This window comes from Parasaccharibacter sp. TMW2.1890 (genome assembly GCF_023337645.1).
Taxonomy (GTDB): Bacteria; Pseudomonadota; Alphaproteobacteria; order Acetobacterales; family Acetobacteraceae; genus Bombella; species Bombella apis.
Window position 1 is genome coordinate 117,716 of the sequence record NZ_NWUV01000003.1, and the last position, 24,446, is coordinate 142,161.

The window sequence follows — 24,446 nt, forward strand, 5'->3', positions numbered from 1 at the left end:
AAAGGCCGCTTCCGTCTCTGTCAGGAAGCGGCCTTTTTCATGTCTGGATGGTTTGGCGGCCGTCAGCTTACCACGGCACAAGCGTGGTGGAGAGGCGTTTGGCATCCTTCGGGCTGACACCGAGGTCATTGCGGTTCCACCATCCCCCGCCGAGAGCCTGGAACAGGCCGACCGTGTCGGAAAGGCGGGTGACCTTGTCCTGTGCGACGGAAATCTGGTCCTGCGCCACGGCCATGCGGGCCTGTGCCACGTCAATCTGGCTGTTGTCCCCCAGCCTGTGCTGGGCTTCTGCAATGTGCAGGGCCTGTGTGGCGGCGTCCAACCCATTCTGGTCGGCCAGAAGTGTGCTGCCATCCAGCTCTACGGCATGGAGGCTGTCTGCCACATCGCTGACGGCAGACATGATGGCAGCCTTGTAATATTCCTTGGCCTGTTCGTAATTGGCTTTGGCCTCCCGCTGGGCATGAAGCAGTGACCCTCCCTGGAAAATGGGTTGGGTGACCGTGGCAGCCAGCATCCAGTTGCCCATCCCAGGCTTGAACATCTTGCTCATGCTGTCCACAGCCTCGCCAGGCAGGGCACTCAGCTGCACATTGGGGAGGCGGTTGGCAATGGCAATGCCGAGCTGCGCCCCGGCAGAGCGGATCTGCGCCTGTGCAGAGGCGATGTCAGGCCGTTGCAGGAGGAGCTGGGCCGGCAGGCTGACGGGCAGCTGATGCGGCAGGGTGAAGTCTTTCAGCTCGAAGATGGGCAGGTCTGCATTGGGGCTGAGGCCCACCAGAGTGGCCAGCTGGTCCCGGGTCTGGGCAAGCTGTGTCCGGAGAGGGGGTAGATCCGCCTGAAGTTGCGCCAGCGAATCCCGCAGCAGGAGCTGGCTCTGGCGGGACTGGTCCCCCAGGCCGACCTGATTCTGATTGATGCGGACCATGGCTGTCTGCTGGGCGATCAGAACTTCCTTGGCACGGATCTGCTCACGGAGACCCGCCTCGGTGATGGCCGTGTTGACGATGTTGGAGATCATCGTCAGCGTCGTGGCCTCCAGCTGGAAGCGCTGGATATCCGCCTGGGCTTTGGCGTTGCGAATGGCAAGGCGGGAGCCACCCCAGAGATCGGGCACATAGCCGATGTTCAGCTGGGCCGTGTGCAGATTATAGAGCCATTCATTATTGTTCGGCACGGGCGAGAGTGCCTTGGAGGTCTTGTTGCGTGTCGGAATGAACTGGGCAGAAATGCTCGGATAGAGTGACGCCCCCTCAACACGGCGCTGCTCCCATGCTGCCCGTAGGCCAGCCTGCATGGCTTTCAATGTCTGGTTGTTGGTCAGGGCCAGCTCCACCATCTGGTTCAGACGGGGATTCTGGAAGGCCTCCCACCATCTGCCGGGAACATCTGCCCCGGAGATGAACTGCTGGCGGTGGAGGAGGCTGTCGCTGCTTCTGTCCCGTCCAGCTTCAGACTGGGTGATGTTCTTCTGGCTGTATCCTGTCCTCTCTGGCAGGGGGGGAATGTCCTTGGAGGAAGGGCCGACAATGCAGCCCCCCAATCCGGCAGCCATGCCGCCAAGAAGAACACTGGCCAGCAATCGGGAGGAACGGCCCCTCATGCAGGGGGTGGAATGCTGTTTCATGTCAGGCCTCCTGCTCTTTCTGGCTGGTCCTGCGGCTGACCCATTCTTCCAGACGGCAGAAGCAGACTGGCAGGATGAAGAGGGTCAGCAGGGTGGCAATGCCCAGCCCACCGACAACGACCGTTGCCAGGCCACGCTGCACATCGGTTCCCACACCTGTGGCCAGAGCGGCGGGCAGCATCCCGACACTGGCCACGGTTGCTGTCATCAGCACGGGGCGGAAGCGTTCGGTTGCTCCCAGCCGGGTGGCCTCCCGTATGTTGCCACCAGCACCAAGATGACGGTTGATGTTGGATACCATGATGATCCCGTTCTGGATGGCCACACCAAACAGGGCGATGAAGCCGACCGCCGTGGCAATGTTCAGTGTTTCGGCCCGTAGATGCAGGGCGATCAGCCCGCCCAGGGCGGCAAGTGGCACAATGCCGATGATGAGCAGCGCATGGCGGAACTTCTGGAACTCCGCATAGAGCAGCCCCAGCATGACGGCGAACATGACGCCCAGGGCTGCCACGAGGCGGACCTGGGCGTGCTGGGCCTCCTGGAAGGTTCCGGCCCATTCCAGACGGAACTTCTGGTGGTCGTAATGGACGTTCTGGTCGATGAGCTTCTGGGCATCGTCAAGGTAGAGGGACATGGGCCGGTTGCCATTATCCACCTGAAGGGTGATCTGCCGTTCGCCCATCTCATGGGCGATGCTGCTTTCACCCATCTGGAGACGGATATGGGCAATTTCAGCCAGAGGGATGGCACTGCCATCACCCGTAATCATGGGAATCTGGCCCAGCAGCTGGAGGTTGGAACGCTGCGTGTTGTCGATGCGCAGGGTCGCATTGTAGAAGCGGTCGCCCTCAATCACGCTGGTCAGCGGGGCATCGCCGATGGCGCTGTTGATGACATCCGTTACATCATTGATGCTGATGCCATAACGGGCGGCTTTCAGCCGGTCTGGTGTGATTGCAATCTGTGGAATCTTGGGTTCCTGGAAGATGTCGGCCTGCACGGTGCCGGGTACCTGCCAGAGCTGCTGGACGACCTGCTTGCCAAGGGTACGCAGGCCCGAGAGGTCGTCCCCATAGATGCGCATGACCAGCGGGCTGTGCGCTCCGCCAAGCTGATCGCTGAGATTGTCCTCGATCGGCTGACTGATGGAGAAGGAAATGCCAGCGATCTTGTTCAGGCGGGCCCGGAGTTTCGTGATGAACTCGGCTTTGGTCTCGCCGTGGGCCCACTGGTTGTAGGGCGTCAGGCCAACGGGCATTTCGATGTGGGAGGGCGTCCATGGGTCCGTACCATCATCCGAGCGACCAAGCTGCGTTATGGCATAGGATGTCTCCGGGAACTCCCGTACCGCACGACGGATTTCCGAAGCCTTTTCCTGCCCTTTTTCCAGTGAGATGCCCGTTGGCATCTGCACCTGGAGCCACAGCGCCCCTTCATCAAGGTCAGGCAGGAACTCCCGGCCCGTCGTGACCCCAAGGGCAATGACGGTCACCAGTGCCAGTCCGGCACTGACGAAGGGGATGACAGGGTGATCAATCAGATGGCGGAGCAGGGCGTCATAATATTTGTGCAGCCAGTCCAGTGGCCTGTTGTGCCAGATGGGCCGTGGCTTGCGCAGGGCCAGGAAGGACATGGTGGGTGTCAGGGCCAGGGCGCAGAGCAGCGCTCCCAGCAGGGCGAAGCTGACTGTCCAGGCCATGGGGCGGAAGATTTTGGCCTCGCTGCCTTCAAAGGCGAAGAGGGGACTGTAGGCCACCACGATGATGATGGTGGAGGCGAAGATGGCCCGGCCCGCACGGCGGGTGATGGCAAGAATGTCCGGCTGGTTCAGCGGGAGGTTGGGGTGCTCCTCCCTGTGGCGGAGGATGACCTCGGTGATGACGATGGCTCCATCGACGATCACGCCAAAATCCACGGCTCCGAGGGAGAAAAGGTTGGCCGCCATGCCGCAGGCCCGCATGAGGATGAAGGCGAATGACAGCGCAAAGGGAATGGTCACCGCCGTGATGGCGGCACTGCGGGGCGAGCCCAGGAAGAAGGTCAGGATGACCAGCACGAGGCCGATCCCCTCAAGAATCGTTTCGCTGACCTTGTCCGTTGTGGATTTTACGAGGTTGTCACGGTCCAGATACGGAACAATGCGGATATGTTTGGGTTTGAGCTGTGTCTGGAGCTTGGCGACGGCAGCGTGCAGGTCATCCAGCACCTGTGAGGGATTGGCGCCCCGCAGCATGGTCACGACCCCTTCGATCGTATCCGGATTGCCGTTTTTCCCAAGCATCCCTTCCCGGACCTGATGGCCGAATTCGATCCGTCCCAGCTCGGAGAGGAAAATGGGAATACCATCATGATGGCCGATGACGGTGTTGCGCATGTCCTCCAGAGAGTGGATCTGCCCCACGCCACGGATAATGTAGGACTGCTCACCACGGGTGACGCGGCCACCACCAGCATTGGCATTGCTGTTGCGGATGGCGTTCATCACATCGCTGATGCTGATGCCAAAGCGGATGAGGGCGTTGGGGTCGAGGATCAGCTGATATTCCCGGGTGAAACCGCCGAAATTGTCGATGTTCACCACGCCGGGCACCCGCTGGAGGGCGGGAATGATCTCCCACCGCTGCACGTCGGAGATGGTCATGAGGTCCTGATCGTCGGACTCGACCGTGTAGCGGTAGATTTCTCCGCTGGCCCCGGAGATGGGGCCAAGGGAGGGCTGGGCACCGCCTGTCAGCTGGAGGCCGTCAAGCTGGCTCTGCACCAGCTGGCGGGCACGGTAGATGTCCTCTCCATCCTTGAAGATGAGCGTGATGAGCGAGAGGCCGAATGTCGTGCTGGAGCGGCTCTCCACAACACCGGGGACGGCTGCCAGTTCACGCTCGACAGGCGTGGTGACCTGATGTTCCATCTCCTCGGCAGCAAGACCGTTGACCTGCGTGGTGACCAGAACACTGGCCGGGCCGAGGTCCGGGTAGGCTTCCACGGGCAGCTGTTTCCACGCCAGCATTCCGGTGACGAACAGAGCTGCGGTAAGAAAAGCGACGGCCTTGCGGTGACCAAAGCACCATGTGATGAATTTCTCGATGAACATGACTGCTCAGCGGTCCTCAGTAATCATTGAGCAGGATGGCCCCATGCGTGATGATACGCTCACCAGCTTTCAGGCCGGAGAGAATGCGTACGGACTCTCCTTCCTCGTAGCTGATGGTGATGAAGCGGCGGCGGTAGGTGTTGGGGGCTGTCTCCACAAAGACGGAAACCTGGTCATTGTCCATCAGCAGGGCTGTTTTGGGCAGGAGGGGCTGGGCCTGCTGGGTGATGTTCAGCGTGGCGGTGGTGAACTGTCCGGGGCGCAGCGCCCCCTGGGTGTTGTTGCAGCGCAGATAGAGATTCAGGCGGCGGGTATCAGTATGGACGGTGCCGTCCAGCGAGGTGACGGGTCCATGGCATGTCTGGCCGGGGAAGGGGGCTTCCAGCGTCATGCTTGCACCGAGCATGGGCAGGAGGGATTCCGGCAGGCTGGCCTGGATCCAGACAGTGTCCAGATTGGCGACGTTCATCAGGGTTGCTGTCATGTCTGTCACATTCTGGCCGATGCCGGTGGATATGGCGGTGACGATGCCGGAGACAGGCGCTACCAGTGGTTGGTAGCCGGCATTGCCGTCTGTGCCGAGAGCCTGAAGGCGCAGATGGGCACGGGTGGCTTCGGCCTGGGCCTGTTCCAGATCGTTTCTGGCAGATTGCATGTCTTTTACGGCATTGCCTCCCGCATTCAGCACGCCAACAGCACGGCGATAGGCCAGCCGGGTAAGGGTGAGGGTTGCCTGTGCTTTGCGGTCATCTGACCATGCCTGTGCCAGGTCACCGGAATACAGGATGGCAAGAACATCGCCTTTCTGTACATGCTGGCCTGTCTGCACATACAGGTTGGCCACCCGCCCGACGACCGGGGAATGGATGTCCACGCTCTGGCCGGGGGAGGCGATGATCTGTGCTGGAAGCTCTACCTGATGGGGGGAGAGGGTTTCCGCGACGGGCTCGACAGTCAGCTGGCCATCCAGCGGCCCTCCGGGCCTGATGCGCAGCAGGTCACCGTTGTGAGTAACAGCGGGCGGTGGGGCAGTCTCTATGACCCGGTGGGGGACGAGAGACCACACACCCCAGAGAAGCAGAAGAACGATCAGGACGATGCCAGTAATAATCATGTTACGTGAGACACGCATTATTGGGATGTTCTCCGTTCTTCTGACTGCCAGGGCAAAATTCGTTCCCTTCTGACACATGCGCCGTGATTTGTCACGGTATTGTATCTGTACCGTAATATTCGAACTTTATGGATGATGGCTGTCGTGATGAGTAATTGCTGTCCAGTATTGCGACTATATGAAAAAGGGGCCGCAATTACTCTGCGGCCCCTTTCCCGAATGATCTGATGTTGTTGTGAAAAGATCAGAAGCGGTATTCGATACCGGCACCAACAACAGTCGGATGCACGTCATCATGAACACGGACCCGACCACCAGTAATGGGGTTGCCGCGCTGGCTCAGATGAACGCTCTGATTGAACAGAAGGATCTGTTTGATATCGAAGTTGAAGAACCAGTTGCCGACCAGCTGGTAATCAAACCCGAGGTTGAAGCTCGGCCCGACGTTGGTTTTCATGTGCATGGCATCAAACACGGCCCCGTTGAAGGCCCCACCCAGATTGGTGGCCTGATGCATGTTGTGGAAGATGGCCACCGTGATGCCAAGACCGGCATAGGGGTTGAAACGCTTGTGCGGGCGGAAGTGGTAGGCGGCTGTCAGTGTCGGGGGGAGAATCCAGAAGCTGCCAGCATCCAGCTTGCCCAGGTTGCCGACATGGGCAGCGGCTTCATGACGGGTGGAAGAAGCAATGAGGTCCAGGGAGAGGTGGTCCGTCAGGAAATATTCAAGCGTCAGTTCCGGCATGACCTGGTTGGTCACGCTTACATTGTGGCGGAAGATGCTGCCACCAGCCAGAGCTGCCGCAGGTGAGCTGGCATTCAGCTTGACGCGGGAGCCGGTGTTGTTGGTGATTACGCCGAGAGCGGAGAGGCGGACAACGAAGTCCCCTTTGCCAAGGCCGATCTTGGTATTGGCACAGGTCTGGAAAATGCCGCAGCGATGGTCATCCGGAGCATGAAGATGCACGGAAGCATCCGGAGCAGCCTGCATGGTGCTGGATGCGGATACGGAGGTGTGGGCTCCTGGCGCTGCTGTCTGGGCAACGGCGAAGGAGACAGACCCAAGAGCAAACAGCGCAGCTGTGGCCATCCGGGTGAAGGTGCGGCTCATTTTTCCTAGAATCCTCGATGAGTTACAACGGCGTGGCGAAAATGGACAAAATGTAATTGTTCCTTCCCCGCCTATAAGAATGATCTGCCTCGAAAACAAGAAAAAATTTATAACTGTAATAGGGCATTAACTGAAAATATTCTAGAAATTGATCTATATCAAAAAATGGGGCTTTTCTTATCACTGTCATAAGGAAGGTTTCTTTTCCAAGGGGGGGGTAACCCGCTAACTCTGACACCGGCTATAGTGAGACAGGAAAGATAATGGTGGAAACAGGTCGCAGCCTCATGGAGGCCGTTCGGGAACGGTGTGGTCGCTGCCCTGGCCGTTCGGTCAGTATCTGCAACGTCATTGAGGACCAGGACCTTCCTGCCCTTGTGGCGGAATCTTCCCGGGTGGTTGTTCAGGCGGGGCGCTGTTTCATACAGGAAGGCGCACCGGCGCACGATTTTTATGTGCTGACAGGCGGCCGGGCCAAGCTGTTCAGTCTCATGCCTGATGGGCGTCGGCAGATTGTCGGTTTTGCAGAAGTGGGAGATTTTCTGGGGCTGGCCTCCTCAGAGAGTTATGCCTTCACCGCAGAAGCTCTGGGAGAGGTGACACTCTGCCGGTTCCCCCATTCTGCCATCGACCGTCTCGTGGAGCGCTTCCCCCGTCTGCATGGTCGCCTCCAGCAGGAGGCTTCCAGCGAGCTGGTCAAGATGCAGGCGCGGCTCATGCTTCTGGGGCGCAAGACAGCCCGTGAGCGTCTGGCCAGTTTCCTTGTCGAACAGGCCAGCCCCTGCTGTGCCCATGCGCTGAAGGATGAGCACGGCCCGCTGACACTGCCCCTGCCCATGTCCCGGACAGACATTGCCGATTATCTGGGGTTGACGATCGAAACGGTGAGCCGGACGTTCAGCCTGTTCAGGAAAGAGGGGCTGATCAGCATCAGGGGGGCCAGTTCCGTCACGCTTCTGTCACCGGGGCTGCTGAGCGACATGGCTGGTGGCATAAAGCGGAGCTGAGCCTTCAGGAGTGTGGCATGGCCTTTTTTTAACTTTGGGGATGTAACCTCGTGGTGTAGTGAATGGACGCATCCGGTACTCATTCTAGGAGCTGCTTCATGAAGATCCGCACTCTGTTTACAGTTTCACTGCTTGCCTCGTCCTTTGCCCTGCTGCCTCAGGCTCATGCTTATGATCCGAATGATCCGCTGGCCATCCAGAGCAGCATGGACAGCGTGACGAAGTCCATCCAGAACGAAAACGCCAAGCTGCAGGCCCTGCAGGAGAAGTATGCTGGCGCTCCGGAGCGTGCCCGTGCCCGCATCCAGAAGCGCATGGATGCCCTCCAGTCCGACGTGAAGCAGCGTCAGGAGCGTCTGCAGAACCTTCAGGACAAGTACAAGAACCTTGCCGCTGACAAGAAGGCCGAGATCCAGAAGAACATTGATGATCGCAAGCAGCAGATCAAGGATGTGCGCGACAGGTACAGGAATGCGCCGGCTGAGGAGAAGCAGCGCATCAAGGACCAGCTTGATGCCCAGAAGTCTCAGCTTGACGCCCAGAAGAAGAGCCTGAAGGAGATGCACGACAGCACGGTGCAGTCCGGCAAGGACTTCGTCCATTCCCTGAAGGGCGGTTTCTGATCTTCTACAGGATCGGTCCTGATAGGACAGGGTGATGAGAGAGGCCGCTCCCATTGGGGCGGCCTCTTGCTCTTTGGGGGGAGTGCCTCCATATAGGGCATGATTGAGATAGACGTTCTCGGGGCAGGGTGGAATTCCCTACCGGCGGTGTTGGTGGCTTTGGCTGCCTCAGCCCGCGAGCGCCCTGCATCCGTGCAGGGGACAAGCAGACCCGGTGTGAATCCGGGGCCGACGGTCAGAGTCCGGATGAGAGAGAACGTTCTTCCTGTCCATCGCGGGAGGGGGGATGCCGCCTTTCCGTGAGGGGGGAAGGCGTGACGTCGCCGCGAACGTCCCTGAGACGATTGGGGACTGATGATGACAGATGTGTCGAGTGGGACACGAAGAACGGACAGCCCGCCCCCGCCGCTGGAGAGCGTGCGGGCCGGTTTCCGGGAGGCCGTGAAGGCGGCCGTGCAGAAGATGGGGGCGACCGCTCCCAATCCGGCGGTGGGCTGCGCCCTGCTGGATGGTGAAGGGCACCTGCTCGCCGTGGGAGCACATCCCGCTGCGGGCCAGCCTCATGCCGAGGTCATGGCGCTGGAGCAGGCCCGGGAGAAAGGCGTGCTGGAGCAGGTCCGCACTGCCCTGGTGACGCTGGAACCCTGCAACCATCATGGCCGGACTCCTCCCTGTAGCGACCGGCTGAAGAACAGTCCCGTGCGGACCGTGTGGATCGGTGCCCGGGACCCCAACCCGCAGGCCAGAGGGGGAGCGGACCATCTGGCTGGGGGCCTCTCTCCGAAACAGGTGCATTTTCTGGCCGATGAACCCGGGCTGCGCTCTCTGGCGCAGGACTGTGCCGCACTTCTCGCACCGTTTGCCTGCCGTGTGACGCAGGGCCGCCCGTGGCTGAGTGTGAAGCAGGCTCTGGACGGGCACGGCAGCATGATTCCTCCGGAAGGGCAGAAGACCTTCACCTCGTCCGCATCCCTGCGGCTGGCCCATCAGCTCCGGCGGGCCTGTGACGCCGTGGTGACGGGGATCGGGACCGTTCTGGCTGATGACCCGTCCTTTACCGTGCGGCATGTGTCCGATCACGCCGGGCGGGCACCCCGGCCCCTGATCGTGCTGGACCGGCAGGGCCGTCTTCCAGCCGCCTGGCGTCAGGCCCGGGAGGCGGACGGGTTCCATGTGGAACAGTGCCGTGACCTGTCATCCCTGCCTGCCCTTCTGGGGCAGATGGACATCAACTGGACCCTGATCGAGGCCGGCCCTGCCCTGCTGGCCGGCGTGCGGGAGGCGGGCCTGTGGGATGACTGGCTGACCATCCGTCATGAGGGGGCCGACAGGGACGACCAGCTTTCCATTACCCTGCGTGAAGAGAGTGCGGACAAGCGGAGCCCGATCCAGCTTCTGTGCCAATATGGGGACTAAGACCATGTTTTCAGGAATCATCGAACGTGTTGGCGACGTGCAGTCCGTGTCCCTGCGGGACAGGGCCATGGATGTACGGATCGCCACCCATTTTACCGATCTGACGGAAGGTGAAAGCATCGCCACCAATGGCGTGTGCCTGACCGTGACCCGTTTCACGCCCGAGGGTGTGGCGGATTTCCATCTGAGTGGTGAGACGCTGGCCCGGACGGCTCTGGGTGACCTCGTGGAGGGGGCCCGGGTGAATCTGGAACGGGCCGTCAGCCTCAATACACGGCTTTCCGGCCATATCGTGCAGGGGCATGTCGATGCGGTAGGCAGGCTGACCCATGTTGCCGAAGCTGGGGAATCACATCATCTGCGGATTTTCATGCCTGCTTCCCTGCGCCGCTATGTCATCGAGAAAGGGTCCATCACCATCAATGGCATCAGCCTGACGGTGAATGAGGTGCATGATGATGTGCGCCATGACGGGCAGGAAGGCTTTGAGATCAGCCTGATGATCATTCCCCATACATGGACCCATACGGACCTTTCCACGCTGGCCATCGGGGCGAAGGTGAATCTGGAAGTGGACATGATGGCCAAATATGTGGAGACGCTCCTGCGCCACACGCCGGAAGAGGAACTGCGTTACAGGGGAGATGCCCGGTGAGCAGCCTGTCTTCAAACCTGAAGGCCGCCATCGCCGCCGTGCGGGCTGGCCGCATGGTCGTGATGGTGGATGATGAGGATCGGGAGAATGAAGGTGATCTCATTCTGCCAGCCCAGTTTGCCACGCAGGAGACCATCAATTTCATGGCCCGTCAGGCCTGCGGGCTGATCTGCCTGTCCCTTGAGGCTGACCAGATAGACCGGCTTGGCCTGTCTCCCATGGTGGCGAAGAATCAGGACCCGCGGGGCACGGCCTTCACCGTGTCCATCGAGGCCGCCCACGGCGTGACGACGGGCATTTCCGCTGCCGAGCGTGCCCATACGATTCAGGTGGCATCTGCGCCGGATGCGACACCGGCGGACATCATCTCCCCCGGTCACATGTTCCCCCTGCGGGCCAACCCTGATGGCGTGATGGCCCGGGAGGGGCATACGGAAGGAGCTGTTGACCTCATGCGGCTGGCAGGTCTGCGTCCGGCTGGTGTGATCTGTGAGATCATGGCCGAGGATGGCACGATGATGCGCCTGCCGGAGCTGCGTCACTATGCCCGTCGGCACGGTCTGCCGCTCATCAGCATTGCCGAAATGCGCCGCTGGATTGCTGAACATGGGCGGGGTGATGTCGGAGCTCTGGACATGGCAGAAGCGCCATTGTCGGAGGAAGCCCAGCTTGCCGTGGCCGACCTGCCGACCGTGTGTGGTGGAGAGGATCTGCGTGTCCATGCCTTCCGTGGAGCTGATGGTGTGGAACATCTGGCCCTTGTGAAAGGGAAGCCTGACCAGACCGTGCCGCTGGTCCGCCTTCATTCGGAATGTGTGACGGGGGATGCGCTGGGGTCGCTGCGCTGCGACTGTGGCCCACAGCTGCGGGAAGCCCTGAAGCGGATTGCGGCGGCGGAATCAGGCGTGCTGCTCTATCTGCGGGGGCATGAGGGCCGGGGGATCGGTCTGGCCAACAAGATACGGGCCTATGAGCTTCAGGATCAGGGCATGGACACGGTTGATGCCAATGAGGCGCTTGGTCTGCCCGCTGATGCCCGCCGCTGGGATATGGCGGCCCATATGTTGGCCAGTCTCGGCGTGACCCGCCTGCGCCTGCTGACGAACAACCCGGAAAAAGAGCGTGGCCTGACGGAGGCCGGACTGGTGGTGGAAGCCGTGGAACGGCTTGTCGTGCCATCCAATCCGTTCAACCGCCATTATCTGGAAACGAAACGCACCCGTATGGGGCATATGCTGCAGGAGAGCTGAACCATGAGCAAACATATCGCTACGGCCCCGGAAGGCCTGAAACTCAATCCAGCGCCAAGACTGGCCCTGCTGGTCAGCCGCTTCAATCCTGATGTGACGGGCGGTCTGCGTGATGGTGCGCTGGAGTGGCTGAAGGAACGTGGCATTGATGAGACGGTGGATGTCTATGAGGCCCCCGGTGCGTTCGAGCTGCCCATCATGGCCCAGCACCTTGCCCGTAAGGGTATCTATGAGGGGGTGATCTGCCTCGGCTGTGTCATCAAGGGGGATACGGCTCATTTCGAGTTCATTTCCATGGGGGCCACTGTTGGCATCATGCAGGCCCAGCTGGCGAATGATGTGCCGATTTCTTTCGGTATTCTGACAACCTATACGGACGAACAGGCCATCGTGCGCTCCCGGGGGGATGAGCACAACAAGGGCCGTGAGGCCGCTGCGGCCTGCTTTGAGACGGTGGCCTTCCTGCGGAAGTGATCTGGCCCTCCTGTATGGCAGGAAACATTCCTGCCCTGTGGAGACAGGTCAGGAATGTTGCCGCCAGGTCATTGGTTGACGCGCTTCATGGGCCCGGAGGTGGCCTGATATTTGATGGAGAACGGCGAGGTATTTAACAATCGTGCAATAGAAGTCCCCATATAATGCTTCTGGCAGGATTGTTGCGTTTCTGTGCCCGACATCATAGACAGAGTGACTGATACCTGTATGGAATTTTATTGTCCTGAAATGTTCGGAAAGAGGTTTGCGTGGATTTTGAGACCATAAAGGTGGCCGTCCTCATCCCCTGTTACAATGAAGAAATGACAGTGGGGCATGTTGTGGAGAAATTCACGAGGCACATGCCGGGGGCGGAGATTTATGTCTATGACAACAATTCCACCGACCGGACAGTGGACGTTGCCCGGGCCGCAGGGGCAATTGTCCGGACAGAGCGGATGCAGGGGAAAGGGTACGTCGTCCGGCGGATGTTCTCCGACATTGATGCAGATTTCTACATCCTGATTGATGGTGATGAGACCTACGAGGCCGAGGCGGCCCCCAGGCTGCTGGAGCATGCGTATGAGCATGGTCTGGACATGGTCAATGGAGCTCGTGTCACGGACCGTCCGGCGGCGTATCGCATGGGTCATGTATTGGGCAACCGGATGCTGACGGGGCTGGTGACCATGATTTTCGGGCGCCGCCTTACGGACATGCTGTCCGGCTATCGGGTTTTCTCAAAGCGGTTCGTCAAGTCATTCCCGGCCTTGTCCCAGGGGTTCGAGACGGAAACCGAGTTTACCATTCATGCGCTGGAGCTGGGGTTGCCTGTCGGTGAGCTGAAGACGGCTTATGTCGAGCGGCCACCGGGCAGCGTGTCCAAACTGAGCACTTACAAGGACGGTATCAGGATACTCTGCACGATCGTCCAGATCGTGAAGCTGGAAAAGCCGTTTCTGCTGTTTTCCTCCATTGCGGCTGTCCTGTTTGTCCTGGGGCTTGGGTTGGGGATTCCTGTCGTTTCCTTCTATCTCCGGCAGGGTGTCGTCCCCCGCCTGCCAACAGCCCTGCTGGCCACGGCTCTGGTGCTGCTCTCTTTCCTGAGTTTTGTCTGTGGGTTGATCCTCGACACGATTGCCATTGCCCGGAAAGAGCAGAAGAGGCTGACCTATCTTTCCTATCCTGCCGTCTTTCCAGACAGGCGCTGAGCTGCCGGGAGCGCTGTGATGTTCTGCAAGAAAAACGTGACCACGGTCATATGGTGTGCCGCCATCGTGTGGAGCATCATGGGTATTCTGTCATGGTCCCATCTGCCGATAGAATACCGGCCCGGTGGGCTGCGGCTGACTTTCAACAGCATGATCGATCACATGCTGCATGGCCATTTTGATGTGGACCCGAAGACCGTGGAAGAGGAGGGTTTCCTCCGGAATGGGAAAGTGTATGCTTACTGGGGCATTTTCCCCTCCCTGCTGAGGTTGCCAGTCCTGCTGTTCCCCAATGGGCTGCATTGGGACATCACCCGTCTTTCATCCATCATGGCCCTGCTGATGATCCTGTTTTTCAATTACAGGACATGGCGTTTCGTGTCGGAGCGTTACCTTGGAGGTACGTCCTGGGTTTCGCTCTGTCTGGCCATTGCCCTTGCTTTTTCGGGTGAACAGGTCTGTTTTTTTGAACACAGCCTGTATCAGGAGGTCTGCTTCTGGGCTCTGGCCTTCGCTTCATGGTTTGTGTACTGCGCCATCCGTGTCCTCTGCGAGAAGGAGTACTGGCGATATGGTGGGGTCTGCATGGCCGTTGCGGCGGGCTGTGCGCTGTTGACCCGTGTTTCGATGGGGATCGGGCTGTATGTGGCGCTGCTCTGTTTTCTCATCATCCATTTTTACAGATGGTGCCGCAGCTTCAGGACGAAGGATGAGGGCGTCACGCTGCTGTCTCTCGTTGTGCCGACAGTCATCTCCGTTCTGGCCATCATCGTGACGGCATATGTGAATTACAGACGATGGGGCAATCCGCTTACCTTCGCCAATTACGACCTGTACCTCTACAATGTGGAGTTTCCCAGCCGCATCGTGCGGACCAAAACTTATGGGCTGTTCAATCTTCAGAGATTCTATCTGGGGATTGTCTATTTCTTTGTACCGGTGTGGATTTTCCAGAAGGCTGACGGGCATTACGTTCTTCAGGATAGTTTCACGCGGCTGATTGATGCGAATGAGCTGCCACCCAGCAGCTTCTTTCTGACAGATGGTTTCATGCTGCTCTGTGGTGCGCTGCTGATTGTCGGGCTGCTCCGCAAGGGCCGTGTGTTTCCCATCAATCGGGCAGCGCTTGCTTCTGTCGCCGTATCCTTGGCAATACCGGCTTTCCTGATGATGATTGCCATCAGTATGAATTACCGGTACCGGGCGGAATTCTACCCGGATATCGTTTTCCTCGGGACGCTTGGCTGTGTCTATCTGTACAACAACCTGAAGGATGTACGGGCTCTGAAAAAGATTCTGGTTGCCCTGCTGGTTGTCAGCGTTGTCTCATCCAATCTCAATATTTTCCTGTATGGGGAAAGTGAGCTCGGCCCTGCCTATCTCTACATCAAGGACGGTATCTTTTCTTATTACTACCATCGGGTTTTCTGAAAAAGCAGGAAGTTCTCCTGCCTGAAGATCAAAAAAAGGCGGCTTCTCCGGGAGAGGGAGAAGCCGCCTTTTGCAATCATGGCGCCTGCGGGAGGGTCAACGGATCCGCCTGTAGATTATGAACCCGCTGAAGGCATAGCGTGGGGGATGTTCGTAGATCATCTCATAATGCTGTTTGAGCTCTCTTGTGAGAACAGCATAGGTATCCCGGTTGATGGACATGTCATGCTCGGTATCGTCGGCAGAGAGGAGAATGTAGAGGGGTTTCTGGGCCAGTATGGCTTCGGTCTCCTGCACAGGGTCGATGCCCAGAGCGTTCCGTTCCGTATCGGTGCTGAGATGGGCCGAAAAGGGGAAGCGTGTCAGATGGCAATAAGGGACACTGTCCAGCAGAATATCCGGCGTGTCGTAATTGAAGACACAGCCGACAGGGGATGAAAGACGGGAGACGGCCTGCCGCAGGGTGGAAAGATCGCTGGCACGGTTGATCTTCTTTTCTGTGTCGTAGGTGCGGATGCCCCCCCATACCAGCAGCAGCACGAGCCAGAGACGGCTGAAAGGGGAGGCCCAGAGTGGTGCTGCGGTTATGAAAAAGGCCGGATAAAGGGGCAGGGAATAGTGTTTGGTAAAGGTGTTGAAGAGGGCAAAACCGGCAAAGGCTGTCCACGCCCACCCGCCAAGGAAAAGGGAGAGAGGCTGGCAGTGGGCGGTCTGTTTTCTGAAGAGAAAGCGTAGGACTGTCGTGCCGAGCAGGATGCCCAGCATGACAAGGCACCAGTATACATTATGCAACCACTGGTGCAGAGAGGCAGCCGGGATGGGTTTTTTCAGGAAGATGGAGACGGTGTTGGCAAACCACCATTCCTGGAAGTGGCCGTCCAGCGCATAGAACAGCATGACAGCCAGTGTTGGCACGAGGGCAAGCCCACACCAGATGATGGCATGGCCCATGACCTGCTTCAGGGTACCGCCCTGCCGGTAGGTCAGTCCCATCAGGAACAGCCCGACATAGATGCCTTCAAAAACGACAGATGTTTTCAGCTGGAGAGCGATGCCAAACAGCAGCATGACTCCCGCTCCCGTCTGGAACAGGGTGAGGCGGGCCTGCCCGGCCATGAACCGTGCGACCAGCAGGATGGCCCAGACGACCAGCAGATTATAGAAGATGGGCGTCTGGCCGCCGCAGCCCTGTGAGTTGGCAATCCAGACCAGATAGAGACAGCCAGTACAGAGGGCCCCTCCGACCGGGGCGATGAGGCGGGCGACCTTCATGCACAGGATGGACGTCGCCCAGGCACTCAGCAGGGCAATGGCCTGATAGGCCCAGATGCGGTAAGGACCGAAAAGGTGGAAAAGTTCATAGAGCAGAAAGATGCCGATGGGTTTTCTGTCCCATATGTCGACATAGGGCAGTTCGCCATGCAGCATTCTGCCACCGACAAGCATATAGAATTCTTCATCAGCGAAGATGAAGGGATTCCCGAACACCATGAAACGGGTCAGGATTGCCATGACAAACAGTAGAGAGTACGCTACGTACTTGCTGTCCAGTGACCGGGCAAGGCGGTCCCGGAGTGAATTATATGACATGCAGGTGGCCAGTTAAGTATAAGGACGATTTTCTTTAGAAGAAAACGAGAACGCATTCTATACGCAGGACGCATGGGGTCAAATATATTTGGCTGTTTCAGGCAGTAAATCGTTATATTTTTTTGTGCTACAGGGCCCTTTGTAAAGGAAGTGTTAGGAATAAGACGATGTTTTTTTCAGGGGTTGGATCCGTTCATGTCTAAAAAAGAGGACAGTTTTGTATGGCCCTGGTGTCTGGCCTGGGCAGTTCTGTTTCTTCTGACATGTCTCCGGACTGTACTTGTCATGTTCCATCATGTCCCGCTGGACGTCAATGAGGGGTGGAATGCCCAGCTGGCCAGCTGGACAGCCGGTGGAGATCACCAGCTTTATTCATCGGACCGGGGTTTTGTTTTCAACAATTACCCGCCTCTTTCTTTTGTATTGATGGGCGGGCTGGTCCGGCTCGGGTTCGATGCCATCATTACAGGCCGCATCCTGTCCTGCCTGTCCGTTCTTGCATCGGCCGTGTTGATCGTCCGCATCATCCAGGTCGTGACAGGCAGACTTCCGGTGGCCCTGGCCACGGCATCCCTGTTCCTTGTCACGGCGAATACAGCCTTTCAGGGTTATTTCGGGATGAATGACCCACAATGGCTGGCCCAGGCCCTGATGTTGGGGGGGCTGTACGTGGCGGTCAGCCGGAATGTGGCTGACCTGACATGGCGGCGCCTGTTTCTCTGTGCTGTCCTGATCGTGCTGGGGGGCTTTACCAAGCATAATCTCGTGGCCTTGCCGCTGGCCCTGTCTGTCTGGCTGCTCTGCATCGACCTGAAAAAAGCCGTCCTCTGGGGCATGATGGCGGCCGGGCTGCTGCTGGTCGGGTTTGCCAGCTGCTACGAGGTTTACGGGGTCAGTTTTTTCCGGGATGTTTTTCTCCATCAGCGGGTCATCCGGTTGGGGCGGGTCATTCATGGCCTGCGGCAGCTGCCCCTCATGGGGGGGATGCTTCTGGTCGGGCTTGGGCTCTTCTTCCGGCAATGGCGCTCCCTGAAATGGCAGGACCCGGCCTGTCTGGTGGGGTTGTTTCTGGCGTTCGGCTGTCTGTTCGGCTGTCTTGAATCGCTGGGCGAAGGTGTTGATTGCAATTGCATGTTCGATGCCTTTGTGGCGGCGACCCTGTTGTGCGGGATCGGGCTGGCCCGTCTTCCAGAGGGGCCGGAGCAGAAGCGGCGCTTTGTCCGGGCCTGCTGCGTGATGAGCCTGCCCCTGCTGTTCCTGCTGCCGCTGTGGGGGGTGACTTCTTACAGGCAGGTCCAGACGGTCAGTCTGAAAGACCGTGAGTGGCAGACCTACATACAGGCGCTGAAGATGCACAGCACATCCCTGCTCTGTACGGATATGGCCCTGTGCTACTGGGCGAATAGCCGTGATGCCATTGATGGGTTCAATCTTTCACAGGCGCTGAAGAAAAATCAGGATATTGTGGCCCTGCGTAGCGTGATCGCCCAGCACCGGTTTTCCCTTGTGCAGCTTTACGGTACCTCGGCCCATTATAGCAGCGGCAATCTCACCGTGGATAGCTGGCTGGCGAAGGCTGGTTATCGGCCAGTCATGGATAATGGTGAGCTGATTCTTCTCGGATACGTCCATTGAGGCAGGGAAGCTGCCAGAGTTGTGGCGGCGGCTCTATCCGGTAGCCGCATGAACATGGTATCATAATAGCTAACATGATTTTTATGACCAGAGGCTGGATGACAGCCTGCGCTGGAAAGGTGTGCGATGATTGTTCCTGTTGTTCTCTCCGGTGGGTCCGGAACACGACTTTGGCCGGTCTCCCGTAAAAGCTATCCCAAGCAGTTCTGTGCTCTGCTGAGCAAGGACACGCCGTTTCAGGAAACTGTGCAGCGGACACGGGCGCTTGGGCTGGAGGCCGCCCCCATTGTGGTGGGGAATCGTGAGCATCGCTTCATCATGGCTGAGCAGCTGCGGCAGACAGGCATCGAGGCAGCGAGTATCATTCTTGAACCGGTTGCCCGCAATTCTGCTGCTGCCATGGCTGCTGCCGCTTTCTGGCAGGCCCGGCAGGATGAGGAGGCCATTCTCTGGTTCATGCCAGCCGATGCTGCCATAGAGGGGCAGGAAGCGCTGAAGCAGGCGCTGGAGCAGGCCTGTGAGGCCGCCCGGCAGGATTATATCGTGACCTTTGGCATCCGGCCGAACCGGGCAGAAACGGGCTATGGATACATCCAGCAGGGCCCCCTCCTGGATGGGCAGGAGAATGCCTATCACATTGCCCGTTTTCTGGAGAAGCCGGATGCCGAAAGGGCCAAGGTCCTTGCCAGTGATGGGCAGCATCTCTGGAACTCGGGAATGTTTGTGGCCCGTGCCCGTGTCTTCCTTGAGGAACTGAAAAAATACGAACCGGCCATTCATGAGGCCGTGTCCCGTGCAGTGCAGGAAACCAGCTGCGACCTTGGCTTTGTTCAGCTGGCCGGAGAAACTTTTTCCCGTGCCCCATCCATTTCCGTGGATTATGCCGTGGCGGAGCGGACGGATCGTGCCGCAGTCGTGCCGTCCAGTTTCTCCTGGATGGATGTCGGCAGCTGGGATGCCGTCTGGGAGCTGACCCCCAAAGATGAAAACGGTAATGCCGTACAGGGCAACGTGTTTCTGGACCGTGCCCGGAACTGTTACGTCAAGTCCGATGGCATCGTGGCGACCGTGACCGGTGTGGATGATCTCATCATCATCGTGACGGGGGATGCCGTCATGGTGTCACATCGGGAGCGGGCGCAGGACATCAAGCACATGGTGTCACGCCTGCGGGATGAGGGCCATACGGAGGCGGAACAGCATGTCCGCATGTACCGCCCATGGGGATTCTATGAGAGTCTCATCCAGGGGGACCGTTTCCAGGTGAAGAGGATCCATGTCAGTCCCGGGGAGAAATTGTCCCTCCAGAAGCACTTCCACCGTTCGGAGCACTGGGTTGTCGTGGCGGGTACGGCCCTCGTGACACGGGATGACGAGCAGATCACGGTGCGGGAGAATGAGAGCATCTATCTGCCGCTTGGCTGCGTACACAGGCTGGAGAATCCGGGTCGCATCCCTGTCACGCTGATCGAGGTGCAGTCCGGCCCTTATCTGGGAGAGGATGACATCGTCCGTCTGGATGACGTGTATCAGCGGTAGGTGCCATCATCGTTACTATTACTGGCAGGAGCCCGGACATGTGGCCCATGTATCGGGTGGACTTTCAGGAATGGAAACCGTTTTTTTGCCTGATATGTTTATTATGAACAGAGGGTAGCGGGAATATTGTCGGCAGTGGGGGGCTTTTGGGTAAAGTTCCCCCGACAGATTGATGGATGAGGAGGCATGATGAGGGTTGCGGTAACAGGTGGATGCGGCTTCATAGGGTCCGCTGTCGTGCGGCACCTCATGGAGGGGACCAGTCATCAGGTTCTCAATGTGGACTGCATGACCTATGCAGCCTCCGAGGAGACGGTGGCTGCCGTGGCGTCCGATCCACGCTACCGTCATGTGCGTATTTCCATCAATGACCAGCCAGCCGTGGAGAAGGCTCTGGCAGAGTTCCAGCCGGATGCCATCATGCATCTGGCAGCAGAGAGCCATGTTGACCGCTCCATCGAGGGGCCGGGTGCCTTCATTCAGACCAACATCGTGGGGACGTATTGTCTGCTGGATGTAGCCCGCCGGTACTGGATGGGGCTGGATGGGGCGAAGAAGGCTGGATTCCGGTTTCTTCACATCTCGACGGACGAGGTTTTCGGTCATCTGTCACCGGAGGATCCTCCTTTTACGGAGGAGACGGCCTACGATCCCCGCAGCCCGTATTCGGCCAGCAAGGCGGCTTCCGACCATCTGGTGCGGGCCTGGTACCATACCTATGGTTTTCCGGCCTTCGTGACGAACACGACCAACAATTACGGGCCCTGGCATTTCCCGGAAAAACTGATCCCGCTCATGATCATCAATGCGCTGGAGGGCAAGCCCCTGCCTGTTTACGGCAAGGGCGAGAATCTGCGGGACTGGCTCTTTGTGGAGGATCACGCCAGGGCACTGGTCCGGGCTGTGGAGCATGGCAGACCGGGTGAGACTTACGCCATCGGGGCCAGGCAGCCCCGTAGCAATCTGGAGGTTGTGCGCAGGATATGCGCCCTGCTGGATGAGCTGGAGCCGGACCCGGCCGGCCCGAGGGAGCGGCTGATCACTTTTGTCAGTGACAGGCCGGGGCATGACTTCCGGTATGAGATTGATCCCAGCCATGCCGAGCGCTGTCTCGACTGGGAGGCGGAGCACGATTTCGAGACAGGCCTGCGCAGGACTGTCCAGTGGTATCTGGATAACAGGGCATGGTGGCAGCGCCTGCGCCGCCAGCGGTACGATGGCCGGAGACTGGGAGCTGAGGCATGACGGGTATGCTGAAAGAAACGACTGACCAACCGCCGACAAAGGGTATCCTGCTGTCCGGTGGGTCCGGGACGCGCCTGTACCCGATGACGCTGGCTGTCTCCAAGCAGCTTCTGCCTGTCTATGACAAGCCGATGATCTATTATCCGCTGACGACCCTGATCCTGGCAGGGATACGGGATATCATGATCATCACCACGCCGGATGATCAGGCGCAGTTCCAGCGTCTGCTGGGCACGGGTGAGCAGTTTGGCGTGACTTTCACCTATCGTGTCCAGCCGAAGCCGGAGGGGATTGCACAGGCTTTTCATATTGCCGAAGACTGGATCAATGGTGCGCCTTGTGCCCTGATTCTGGGGGACAACCTCATTTTTGCTGATGGGCTGCGACATATGTTGCGGGATGCCACACAGCGGTCTCATGGTGCGACGGTATTCGCCTATCAGGTGCGGGACCCGGAGCGTTATGGCGTTGTGGCATTTGATGAGGCTGGGCGGGCGCTTGATATTATTGAAAAACCGGTCACACCTCCCTCCCAGTGGGCGGTGACAGGGCTGTATTTCTATGATGGGCGGGTGTGCGACTTTGCCCGTCGGGTGCGTCCCAGTGATCGTGGTGAACTGGAGATCACGGATCTGAACCGCATCTATCTGGAGGAAGGAACGCTGGAGGTGGACCGGCTGGCCCGTGGGTGTGCGTGGCTGGATGCTGGAACACCGGACAGCCTGATGCAGGCCGGTACGTTCGTGCAGGCCATCCAGTCCCGGCAGGGGCTGCTGGTTGGTTCACCAACGGAGGCAGCCTATCGCATGGGATTCATCTCCCATGCGCAGCTTCTGGAGACAGGCACCAGGATGAAGAAAACGCCGCTTGGGCAGATGCTGCTTTATGTGGCAGCAGAGAGTGGGCCGGTAGTGGTGTGAGGCTGCCTGCCCCGGTTCTGCCCGTCCGGGAGGCTCCTGTATCGGGCCATGAAACAGAGAGATGAGGAGATGACGAGATGAAGGTTGAGGCACTGTCCCTGCCCGGCATCGTGAAGGTGACGCCGGCCCGTTTTGGGGATAATCGAGGGTTCTTCTCCGAGACATACAATCAGAAGAGCATGGCTGCGGCTGGCATTCCTGATACGTTCGTGCAGGACAACCAGAGTCTGTCCCGTCAGAAGGGTGTGGTGCGTGGGCTGCACTGCCAGCTGGCCCCTCATGGGCAAGGCAAGCTGGTGCGGGTGACACGGGGGGCCATCTGGGACGTGGCGGTAGATGCACGCACTGGCTCACCGACTTACGGCCAGTGGGTCGGTGTTGAACTGTCGGCTGAAAACTGGTCCCAGCTCTGGCTGCCTGTCGGGTTCCTGCATGGTTTTGTCACGTTGGAGGAAAATACCGAGGTGCAGTACAAATGCACCGGTTTTTATGACAAGGCATCCGAGCGGTCCGTGCGCTGGGATTGCAGCCAGATCGGGATCGACTGGCCGGTGGCCCCGGGGGAGGCTGTTCTCTCGGAGAAAGACCTGGAAGCCCCTTCCTTCGAGGCTGCCAAGGGGTGGTTCGAGTACCGGTGAGTCCCGTGCGGGCTACGTGTTTTCTGGCATGAAAGGGTCTTCATCATGACGAAGCCTTCCATTCTTGTGATCGGCCGGACAGGCCAGCTTGCCACGTCCTTGAGAGATCAGGGCGGGAGGCATGTCGTGACCGTTGGCCGCCCGGAGGTGGATTTTGCAGCCCCGGAGACATTGGCTGCGGCCATTGAGACATACCAGCCTGATATTATTGTCAATGCGGCGGCCTGGACGGCGGTCGATCTGGCTGAAACGGAACAGGAAGGGGCCCGGCAGGGCAACCATGCTGGCCCGGCCCGTCTGGCTGAGGAGGCTGCCCGCCGGGGGATTCCGTTCATTCACGTCTCGACGGATTATGTCTTTGATGGCCGGAAGGGAGCGCCCTATCTGGAGAGTGATCCGATCAATCCTGTCACGGTTTATGGACGGACCAAGGCTGATGGGGAGACGGCTGTTCTGAAAGCGCAGCCCCAGAGCATCATCCTGCGGACGGCATGGGTCTACTCCGCTCATGGCAAGAATTTCGTCAAGACGATGCTGAATGCGGGGGCAAAGAATCCCCACCTGCGTGTGGTGGGGGATCAGCGGGGAAACCCGACCTCGTCCGATGATCTGGCCGCTGTGATTCTGGGCATCATCGGGACGATCAGACAGACAGGCTGGCAGGATTCCTATGCTGGTATTTATCATGCCACGGGCGCTGGTGAGGCCACATGGCATGAGCTTGCCTGCCACGCTCTGGAGGAAGCCGCCCGTCATGGCCAGCCCATGCCGAAGGTAGAGGCCATCACTACGGCAGACTGGCCCACACCGGCGGCCCGCCCGGCGGATTCCCGCCTGGACAATGGCAGGCTGGAGCGTGTTTTCGGGCAGAAAATGCCAGACTGGCGTGACAGTGTGGCCCGGACAGTCAGAACCCTGCTGAAGCCTGAGGCCTGAAGAGGCCCTGCCGAAGGGGATGAAAAAAGGCCGTTCCCAATGGGGCGGCCTTTTTTCATATCAGCGGTGGCGTTGTGAATCAGGCTGATCGTTTGCGGGACAGCAGGCGCCATCCAGCCCAGAAGAGCCCGGCACCCGCAAGAGCTGTCGTGCCATAGGTCAGCCGGGGACGACGGCGGAAGCTGTGTTTGGTCAGCATCCGTGCAAAGGAGAGCATGACGCCAGAATCCAGCTTGCTTTCCCCATGGGCCCTGTCCCGGAAATTCATGGGAATTTCCTGAACCCGCAGAGGTTCAGGCCGGGCGATCATGATGTCCAGAAGGATTTTGAAGCCCGTGCCATCCAGCCGGGGGGCACGGTCCATGAAGACGGAACGCCGCATGGCAAAAAAGCCGCTCATCGGGTCTGTCAGGGGGACATTGAGAAGCTGGCGGGCTGTCCAGATGCCGGTATTGGAGAGAAAGCGGCGCCAGACGCTGGAAAGCCCCTCATTGCTGCCACCCGTGATGTGCCGGCTGGCAACGGCGATATCTGCCCGACCATCCCGCAGGGCGGCAATCATGTGGGGCAGACAGCCTTCATCATGCTGGAGATCGCCGTCCATGACAGCAATCAGGGGAGCAGACACGCTGAGGGCCCCTTCAATCACGGCGGAGGACAGCCCTCGCCGACCAATACGCAGCAGCCCCCGCACGTAGGGTTTCTTCTGGGCCAGCTGGCGGACAGCTTCCATCGTGCCATCGGGGGAGTTGTCATCCACGAAGACAACCTCCCATGTCATGCCACTCAGGACGGTCTCCAGAGCATCTACGACGGGGACAACGTTCTCGACCTCATTGTAGCATGGGATGATGATGCTGATCTCAGGGGCGGTCATAGCAGATTCCATGTGAGGGGGATGTCCACTAATAAGGGGGATGACAGGTGAGC

At 59.0% G+C, this 24,446-nt stretch carries 20 protein-coding genes and 1 riboswitch; of the genes, 14 read left to right on the top strand and 6 right to left on the bottom strand.

Annotated elements, in window-relative coordinates; all coding sequences use genetic code 11:
* Positions 1–67: 67 nt before the first annotated feature.
* The 4 genes from CPA54_RS07220 to CPA54_RS07235 form a co-directional block, all read right to left on the bottom strand.
* Complete coding sequence (locus CPA54_RS07220) at positions 68–1,627, bottom strand: efflux transporter outer membrane subunit (RefSeq protein WP_227431479.1); 1,560 nt, start codon at positions 1,625–1,627, stop codon at positions 68–70.
* 1 nt (position 1,628) lies between these two features.
* Positions 1,629–4,721 carry an efflux RND transporter permease subunit gene (locus CPA54_RS07225; protein WP_249085963.1) on the bottom strand — a complete coding sequence of 1,031 codons (3,093 nt, stop codon included), beginning with the start codon at positions 4,719–4,721 and terminating at the stop codon, positions 1,629–1,631.
* Positions 4,722–4,737: 16 nt separating this feature from the next.
* Positions 4,738–5,853, bottom strand: a complete 1,116-nt coding sequence (locus CPA54_RS07230) for an efflux RND transporter periplasmic adaptor subunit (RefSeq protein ID WP_193599749.1) — start codon at positions 5,851–5,853, stop codon at positions 4,738–4,740.
* A gap of 226 nt (positions 5,854–6,079) precedes the next feature.
* Entirely contained in the window at positions 6,080–6,946 is an 867-nt protein-coding gene (locus CPA54_RS07235; RefSeq protein WP_043559061.1) for an OmpW family protein, read from the bottom strand.
* A 263-nt stretch (positions 6,947–7,209) separates the two neighbouring features.
* On the opposite strand from CPA54_RS07235, the gene CPA54_RS07240 reads away from it, so the two are divergent.
* The 8 genes from CPA54_RS07240 (at position 7,210) to CPA54_RS07275 (ending at position 15,013) form a co-directional block, all read left to right on the top strand.
* Entirely contained in the window at positions 7,210–7,953 is a 744-nt protein-coding gene (locus tag CPA54_RS07240; protein ID WP_227449734.1) for a Crp/Fnr family transcriptional regulator, read from the top strand.
* 98 nt (positions 7,954–8,051) lie between these two features.
* A complete protein-coding gene (locus CPA54_RS07245) occupies positions 8,052–8,576 on the top strand; it encodes a hypothetical protein (RefSeq protein ID WP_043559059.1) in 525 nt (174 codons plus the stop codon).
* A 110-nt stretch (positions 8,577–8,686) separates the two neighbouring features.
* Positions 8,687–8,838: riboswitch (FMN riboswitch) on the top strand.
* Positions 8,839–8,930: 92 nt separating this feature from the next.
* On the top strand, positions 8,931–9,992 hold the full coding sequence (gene ribD / locus CPA54_RS07250; protein ID WP_249085965.1) for a bifunctional diaminohydroxyphosphoribosylaminopyrimidine deaminase/5-amino-6-(5-phosphoribosylamino)uracil reductase RibD: 1,062 nt from the start codon (positions 8,931–8,933) through the stop codon (positions 9,990–9,992).
* Between the two features lie 4 nt (positions 9,993–9,996).
* Complete coding sequence (locus tag CPA54_RS07255; RefSeq protein WP_081562410.1) at positions 9,997–10,647, top strand: riboflavin synthase; 651 nt, start codon at positions 9,997–9,999, stop codon at positions 10,645–10,647.
* A 5-nt stretch (positions 10,648–10,652) separates the two neighbouring features.
* A complete protein-coding gene (locus tag CPA54_RS07260; protein ID WP_043559442.1) occupies positions 10,653–11,897 on the top strand; it encodes a bifunctional 3,4-dihydroxy-2-butanone-4-phosphate synthase/GTP cyclohydrolase II in 1,245 nt (414 codons plus the stop codon).
* 3 nt (positions 11,898–11,900) lie between these two features.
* Entirely contained in the window at positions 11,901–12,371 is a 471-nt protein-coding gene (gene ribH, locus CPA54_RS07265; protein ID WP_043559053.1) for a 6,7-dimethyl-8-ribityllumazine synthase, read from the top strand.
* 269 nt (positions 12,372–12,640) lie between these two features.
* A complete protein-coding gene (locus CPA54_RS07270) occupies positions 12,641–13,582 on the top strand; it encodes a glycosyltransferase family 2 protein (RefSeq protein ID WP_043559049.1) in 942 nt (313 codons plus the stop codon).
* Between the two features lie 18 nt (positions 13,583–13,600).
* The gene (locus CPA54_RS07275) at positions 13,601–15,013 is read left to right on the top strand and encodes a hypothetical protein (RefSeq protein ID WP_081562409.1); all 1,413 of its coding nucleotides are present in this window, start codon (positions 13,601–13,603) and stop codon (positions 15,011–15,013) included.
* Between the two features lie 96 nt (positions 15,014–15,109).
* Here CPA54_RS07275 and CPA54_RS07280 read toward each other — a convergent pair whose 3' ends face one another.
* A complete protein-coding gene (locus tag CPA54_RS07280) occupies positions 15,110–16,603 on the bottom strand; it encodes a glycosyltransferase family 39 protein (RefSeq protein ID WP_249085967.1) in 1,494 nt (497 codons plus the stop codon).
* Positions 16,604–16,888: 285 nt separating this feature from the next.
* Here CPA54_RS07280 and CPA54_RS07285 point away from each other — a divergent pair, with 285 nt between their 5' ends.
* The 6 genes from CPA54_RS07285 (at position 16,889) to rfbD (ending at position 23,516) form a co-directional block, all read left to right on the top strand.
* On the top strand, positions 16,889–18,238 hold the full coding sequence (locus CPA54_RS07285; RefSeq protein WP_248461159.1) for a glycosyltransferase family 39 protein: 1,350 nt from the start codon (positions 16,889–16,891) through the stop codon (positions 18,236–18,238).
* Between the two features lie 126 nt (positions 18,239–18,364).
* Entirely contained in the window at positions 18,365–19,777 is a 1,413-nt protein-coding gene (locus tag CPA54_RS07290) for a mannose-1-phosphate guanylyltransferase/mannose-6-phosphate isomerase (RefSeq protein WP_081562406.1), read from the top strand.
* A 189-nt stretch (positions 19,778–19,966) separates the two neighbouring features.
* Complete coding sequence (gene rfbB, locus CPA54_RS07295) at positions 19,967–21,022, top strand: dTDP-glucose 4,6-dehydratase (protein WP_043559038.1); 1,056 nt, start codon at positions 19,967–19,969, stop codon at positions 21,020–21,022.
* Complete coding sequence (gene rfbA / locus CPA54_RS07300; RefSeq protein WP_227449732.1) at positions 21,019–21,942, top strand: glucose-1-phosphate thymidylyltransferase RfbA; 924 nt, start codon at positions 21,019–21,021, stop codon at positions 21,940–21,942. Before rfbB ends, rfbA begins: the two co-directional genes overlap by 4 nt.
* A gap of 77 nt (positions 21,943–22,019) precedes the next feature.
* Positions 22,020–22,580, top strand: a complete 561-nt coding sequence (rfbC, locus tag CPA54_RS07305; RefSeq protein WP_081562405.1) for a dTDP-4-dehydrorhamnose 3,5-epimerase — start codon at positions 22,020–22,022, stop codon at positions 22,578–22,580.
* 45 nt (positions 22,581–22,625) lie between these two features.
* Positions 22,626–23,516 (top strand): dTDP-4-dehydrorhamnose reductase, encoded by an 891-nt coding sequence (gene rfbD, locus CPA54_RS07310; RefSeq protein WP_249085968.1) that lies wholly within the window; start codon positions 22,626–22,628, stop codon positions 23,514–23,516.
* Between the two features lie 79 nt (positions 23,517–23,595).
* Here rfbD and CPA54_RS07315 read toward each other — a convergent pair whose 3' ends face one another.
* The gene (locus CPA54_RS07315; RefSeq protein WP_081563323.1) at positions 23,596–24,393 is read right to left on the bottom strand and encodes a polyprenol monophosphomannose synthase; all 798 of its coding nucleotides are present in this window, start codon (positions 24,391–24,393) and stop codon (positions 23,596–23,598) included.
* Between the last annotated feature and the right edge of the window lie 53 nt (positions 24,394–24,446).

What these genes read in the sequence shown, in the direction of transcription:
- rfbC (WP_081562405.1), top strand. Translation starts at nt 22,020, where the DNA reads ATGAAGGTTGAGGCACTGTCCCTGCCCGGCATCGTGAAGGTGACGCCG.
- rfbD (WP_249085968.1), top strand. Translation starts at nt 22,626, where the DNA reads ATGACGAAGCCTTCCATTCTTGTGATCGGCCGGACAGGCCAGCTTGCC.
- CPA54_RS07255 (WP_081562410.1), top strand. Translation starts at nt 9,997, where the DNA reads ATGTTTTCAGGAATCATCGAACGTGTTGGCGACGTGCAGTCCGTGTCC.
- rfbB (WP_043559038.1), top strand. Translation starts at nt 19,967, where the DNA reads ATGAGGGTTGCGGTAACAGGTGGATGCGGCTTCATAGGGTCCGCTGTC.
- CPA54_RS07240 (WP_227449734.1), top strand. Translation starts at nt 7,210, where the DNA reads ATGGTGGAAACAGGTCGCAGCCTCATGGAGGCCGTTCGGGAACGGTGT.
- ribD (WP_249085965.1), top strand. Translation starts at nt 8,931, where the DNA reads ATGATGACAGATGTGTCGAGTGGGACACGAAGAACGGACAGCCCGCCC.
- rfbA (WP_227449732.1), top strand. Translation starts at nt 21,019, where the DNA reads ATGACGGGTATGCTGAAAGAAACGACTGACCAACCGCCGACAAAGGGT.
- CPA54_RS07315 (WP_081563323.1), bottom strand. Translation starts at nt 24,393, where the DNA reads ATGACCGCCCCTGAGATCAGCATCATCATCCCATGCTACAATGAGGTC.
- CPA54_RS07275 (WP_081562409.1), top strand. Translation starts at nt 13,601, where the DNA reads ATGTTCTGCAAGAAAAACGTGACCACGGTCATATGGTGTGCCGCCATC.
- CPA54_RS07230 (WP_193599749.1), bottom strand. Translation starts at nt 5,853, where the DNA reads ATGCGTGTCTCACGTAACATGATTATTACTGGCATCGTCCTGATCGTT.
- CPA54_RS07290 (WP_081562406.1), top strand. Translation starts at nt 18,365, where the DNA reads ATGATTGTTCCTGTTGTTCTCTCCGGTGGGTCCGGAACACGACTTTGG.
- CPA54_RS07285 (WP_248461159.1), top strand. Translation starts at nt 16,889, where the DNA reads ATGTTCCATCATGTCCCGCTGGACGTCAATGAGGGGTGGAATGCCCAG.
- CPA54_RS07220 (WP_227431479.1), bottom strand. Translation starts at nt 1,627, where the DNA reads ATGAAACAGCATTCCACCCCCTGCATGAGGGGCCGTTCCTCCCGATTG.
- CPA54_RS07235 (WP_043559061.1), bottom strand. Translation starts at nt 6,946, where the DNA reads ATGAGCCGCACCTTCACCCGGATGGCCACAGCTGCGCTGTTTGCTCTT.
- CPA54_RS07225 (WP_249085963.1), bottom strand. Translation starts at nt 4,721, where the DNA reads ATGTTCATCGAGAAATTCATCACATGGTGCTTTGGTCACCGCAAGGCC.
- CPA54_RS07245 (WP_043559059.1), top strand. Translation starts at nt 8,052, where the DNA reads ATGAAGATCCGCACTCTGTTTACAGTTTCACTGCTTGCCTCGTCCTTT.
- CPA54_RS07280 (WP_249085967.1), bottom strand. Translation starts at nt 16,603, where the DNA reads ATGTCATATAATTCACTCCGGGACCGCCTTGCCCGGTCACTGGACAGC.
- ribH (WP_043559053.1), top strand. Translation starts at nt 11,901, where the DNA reads ATGAGCAAACATATCGCTACGGCCCCGGAAGGCCTGAAACTCAATCCA.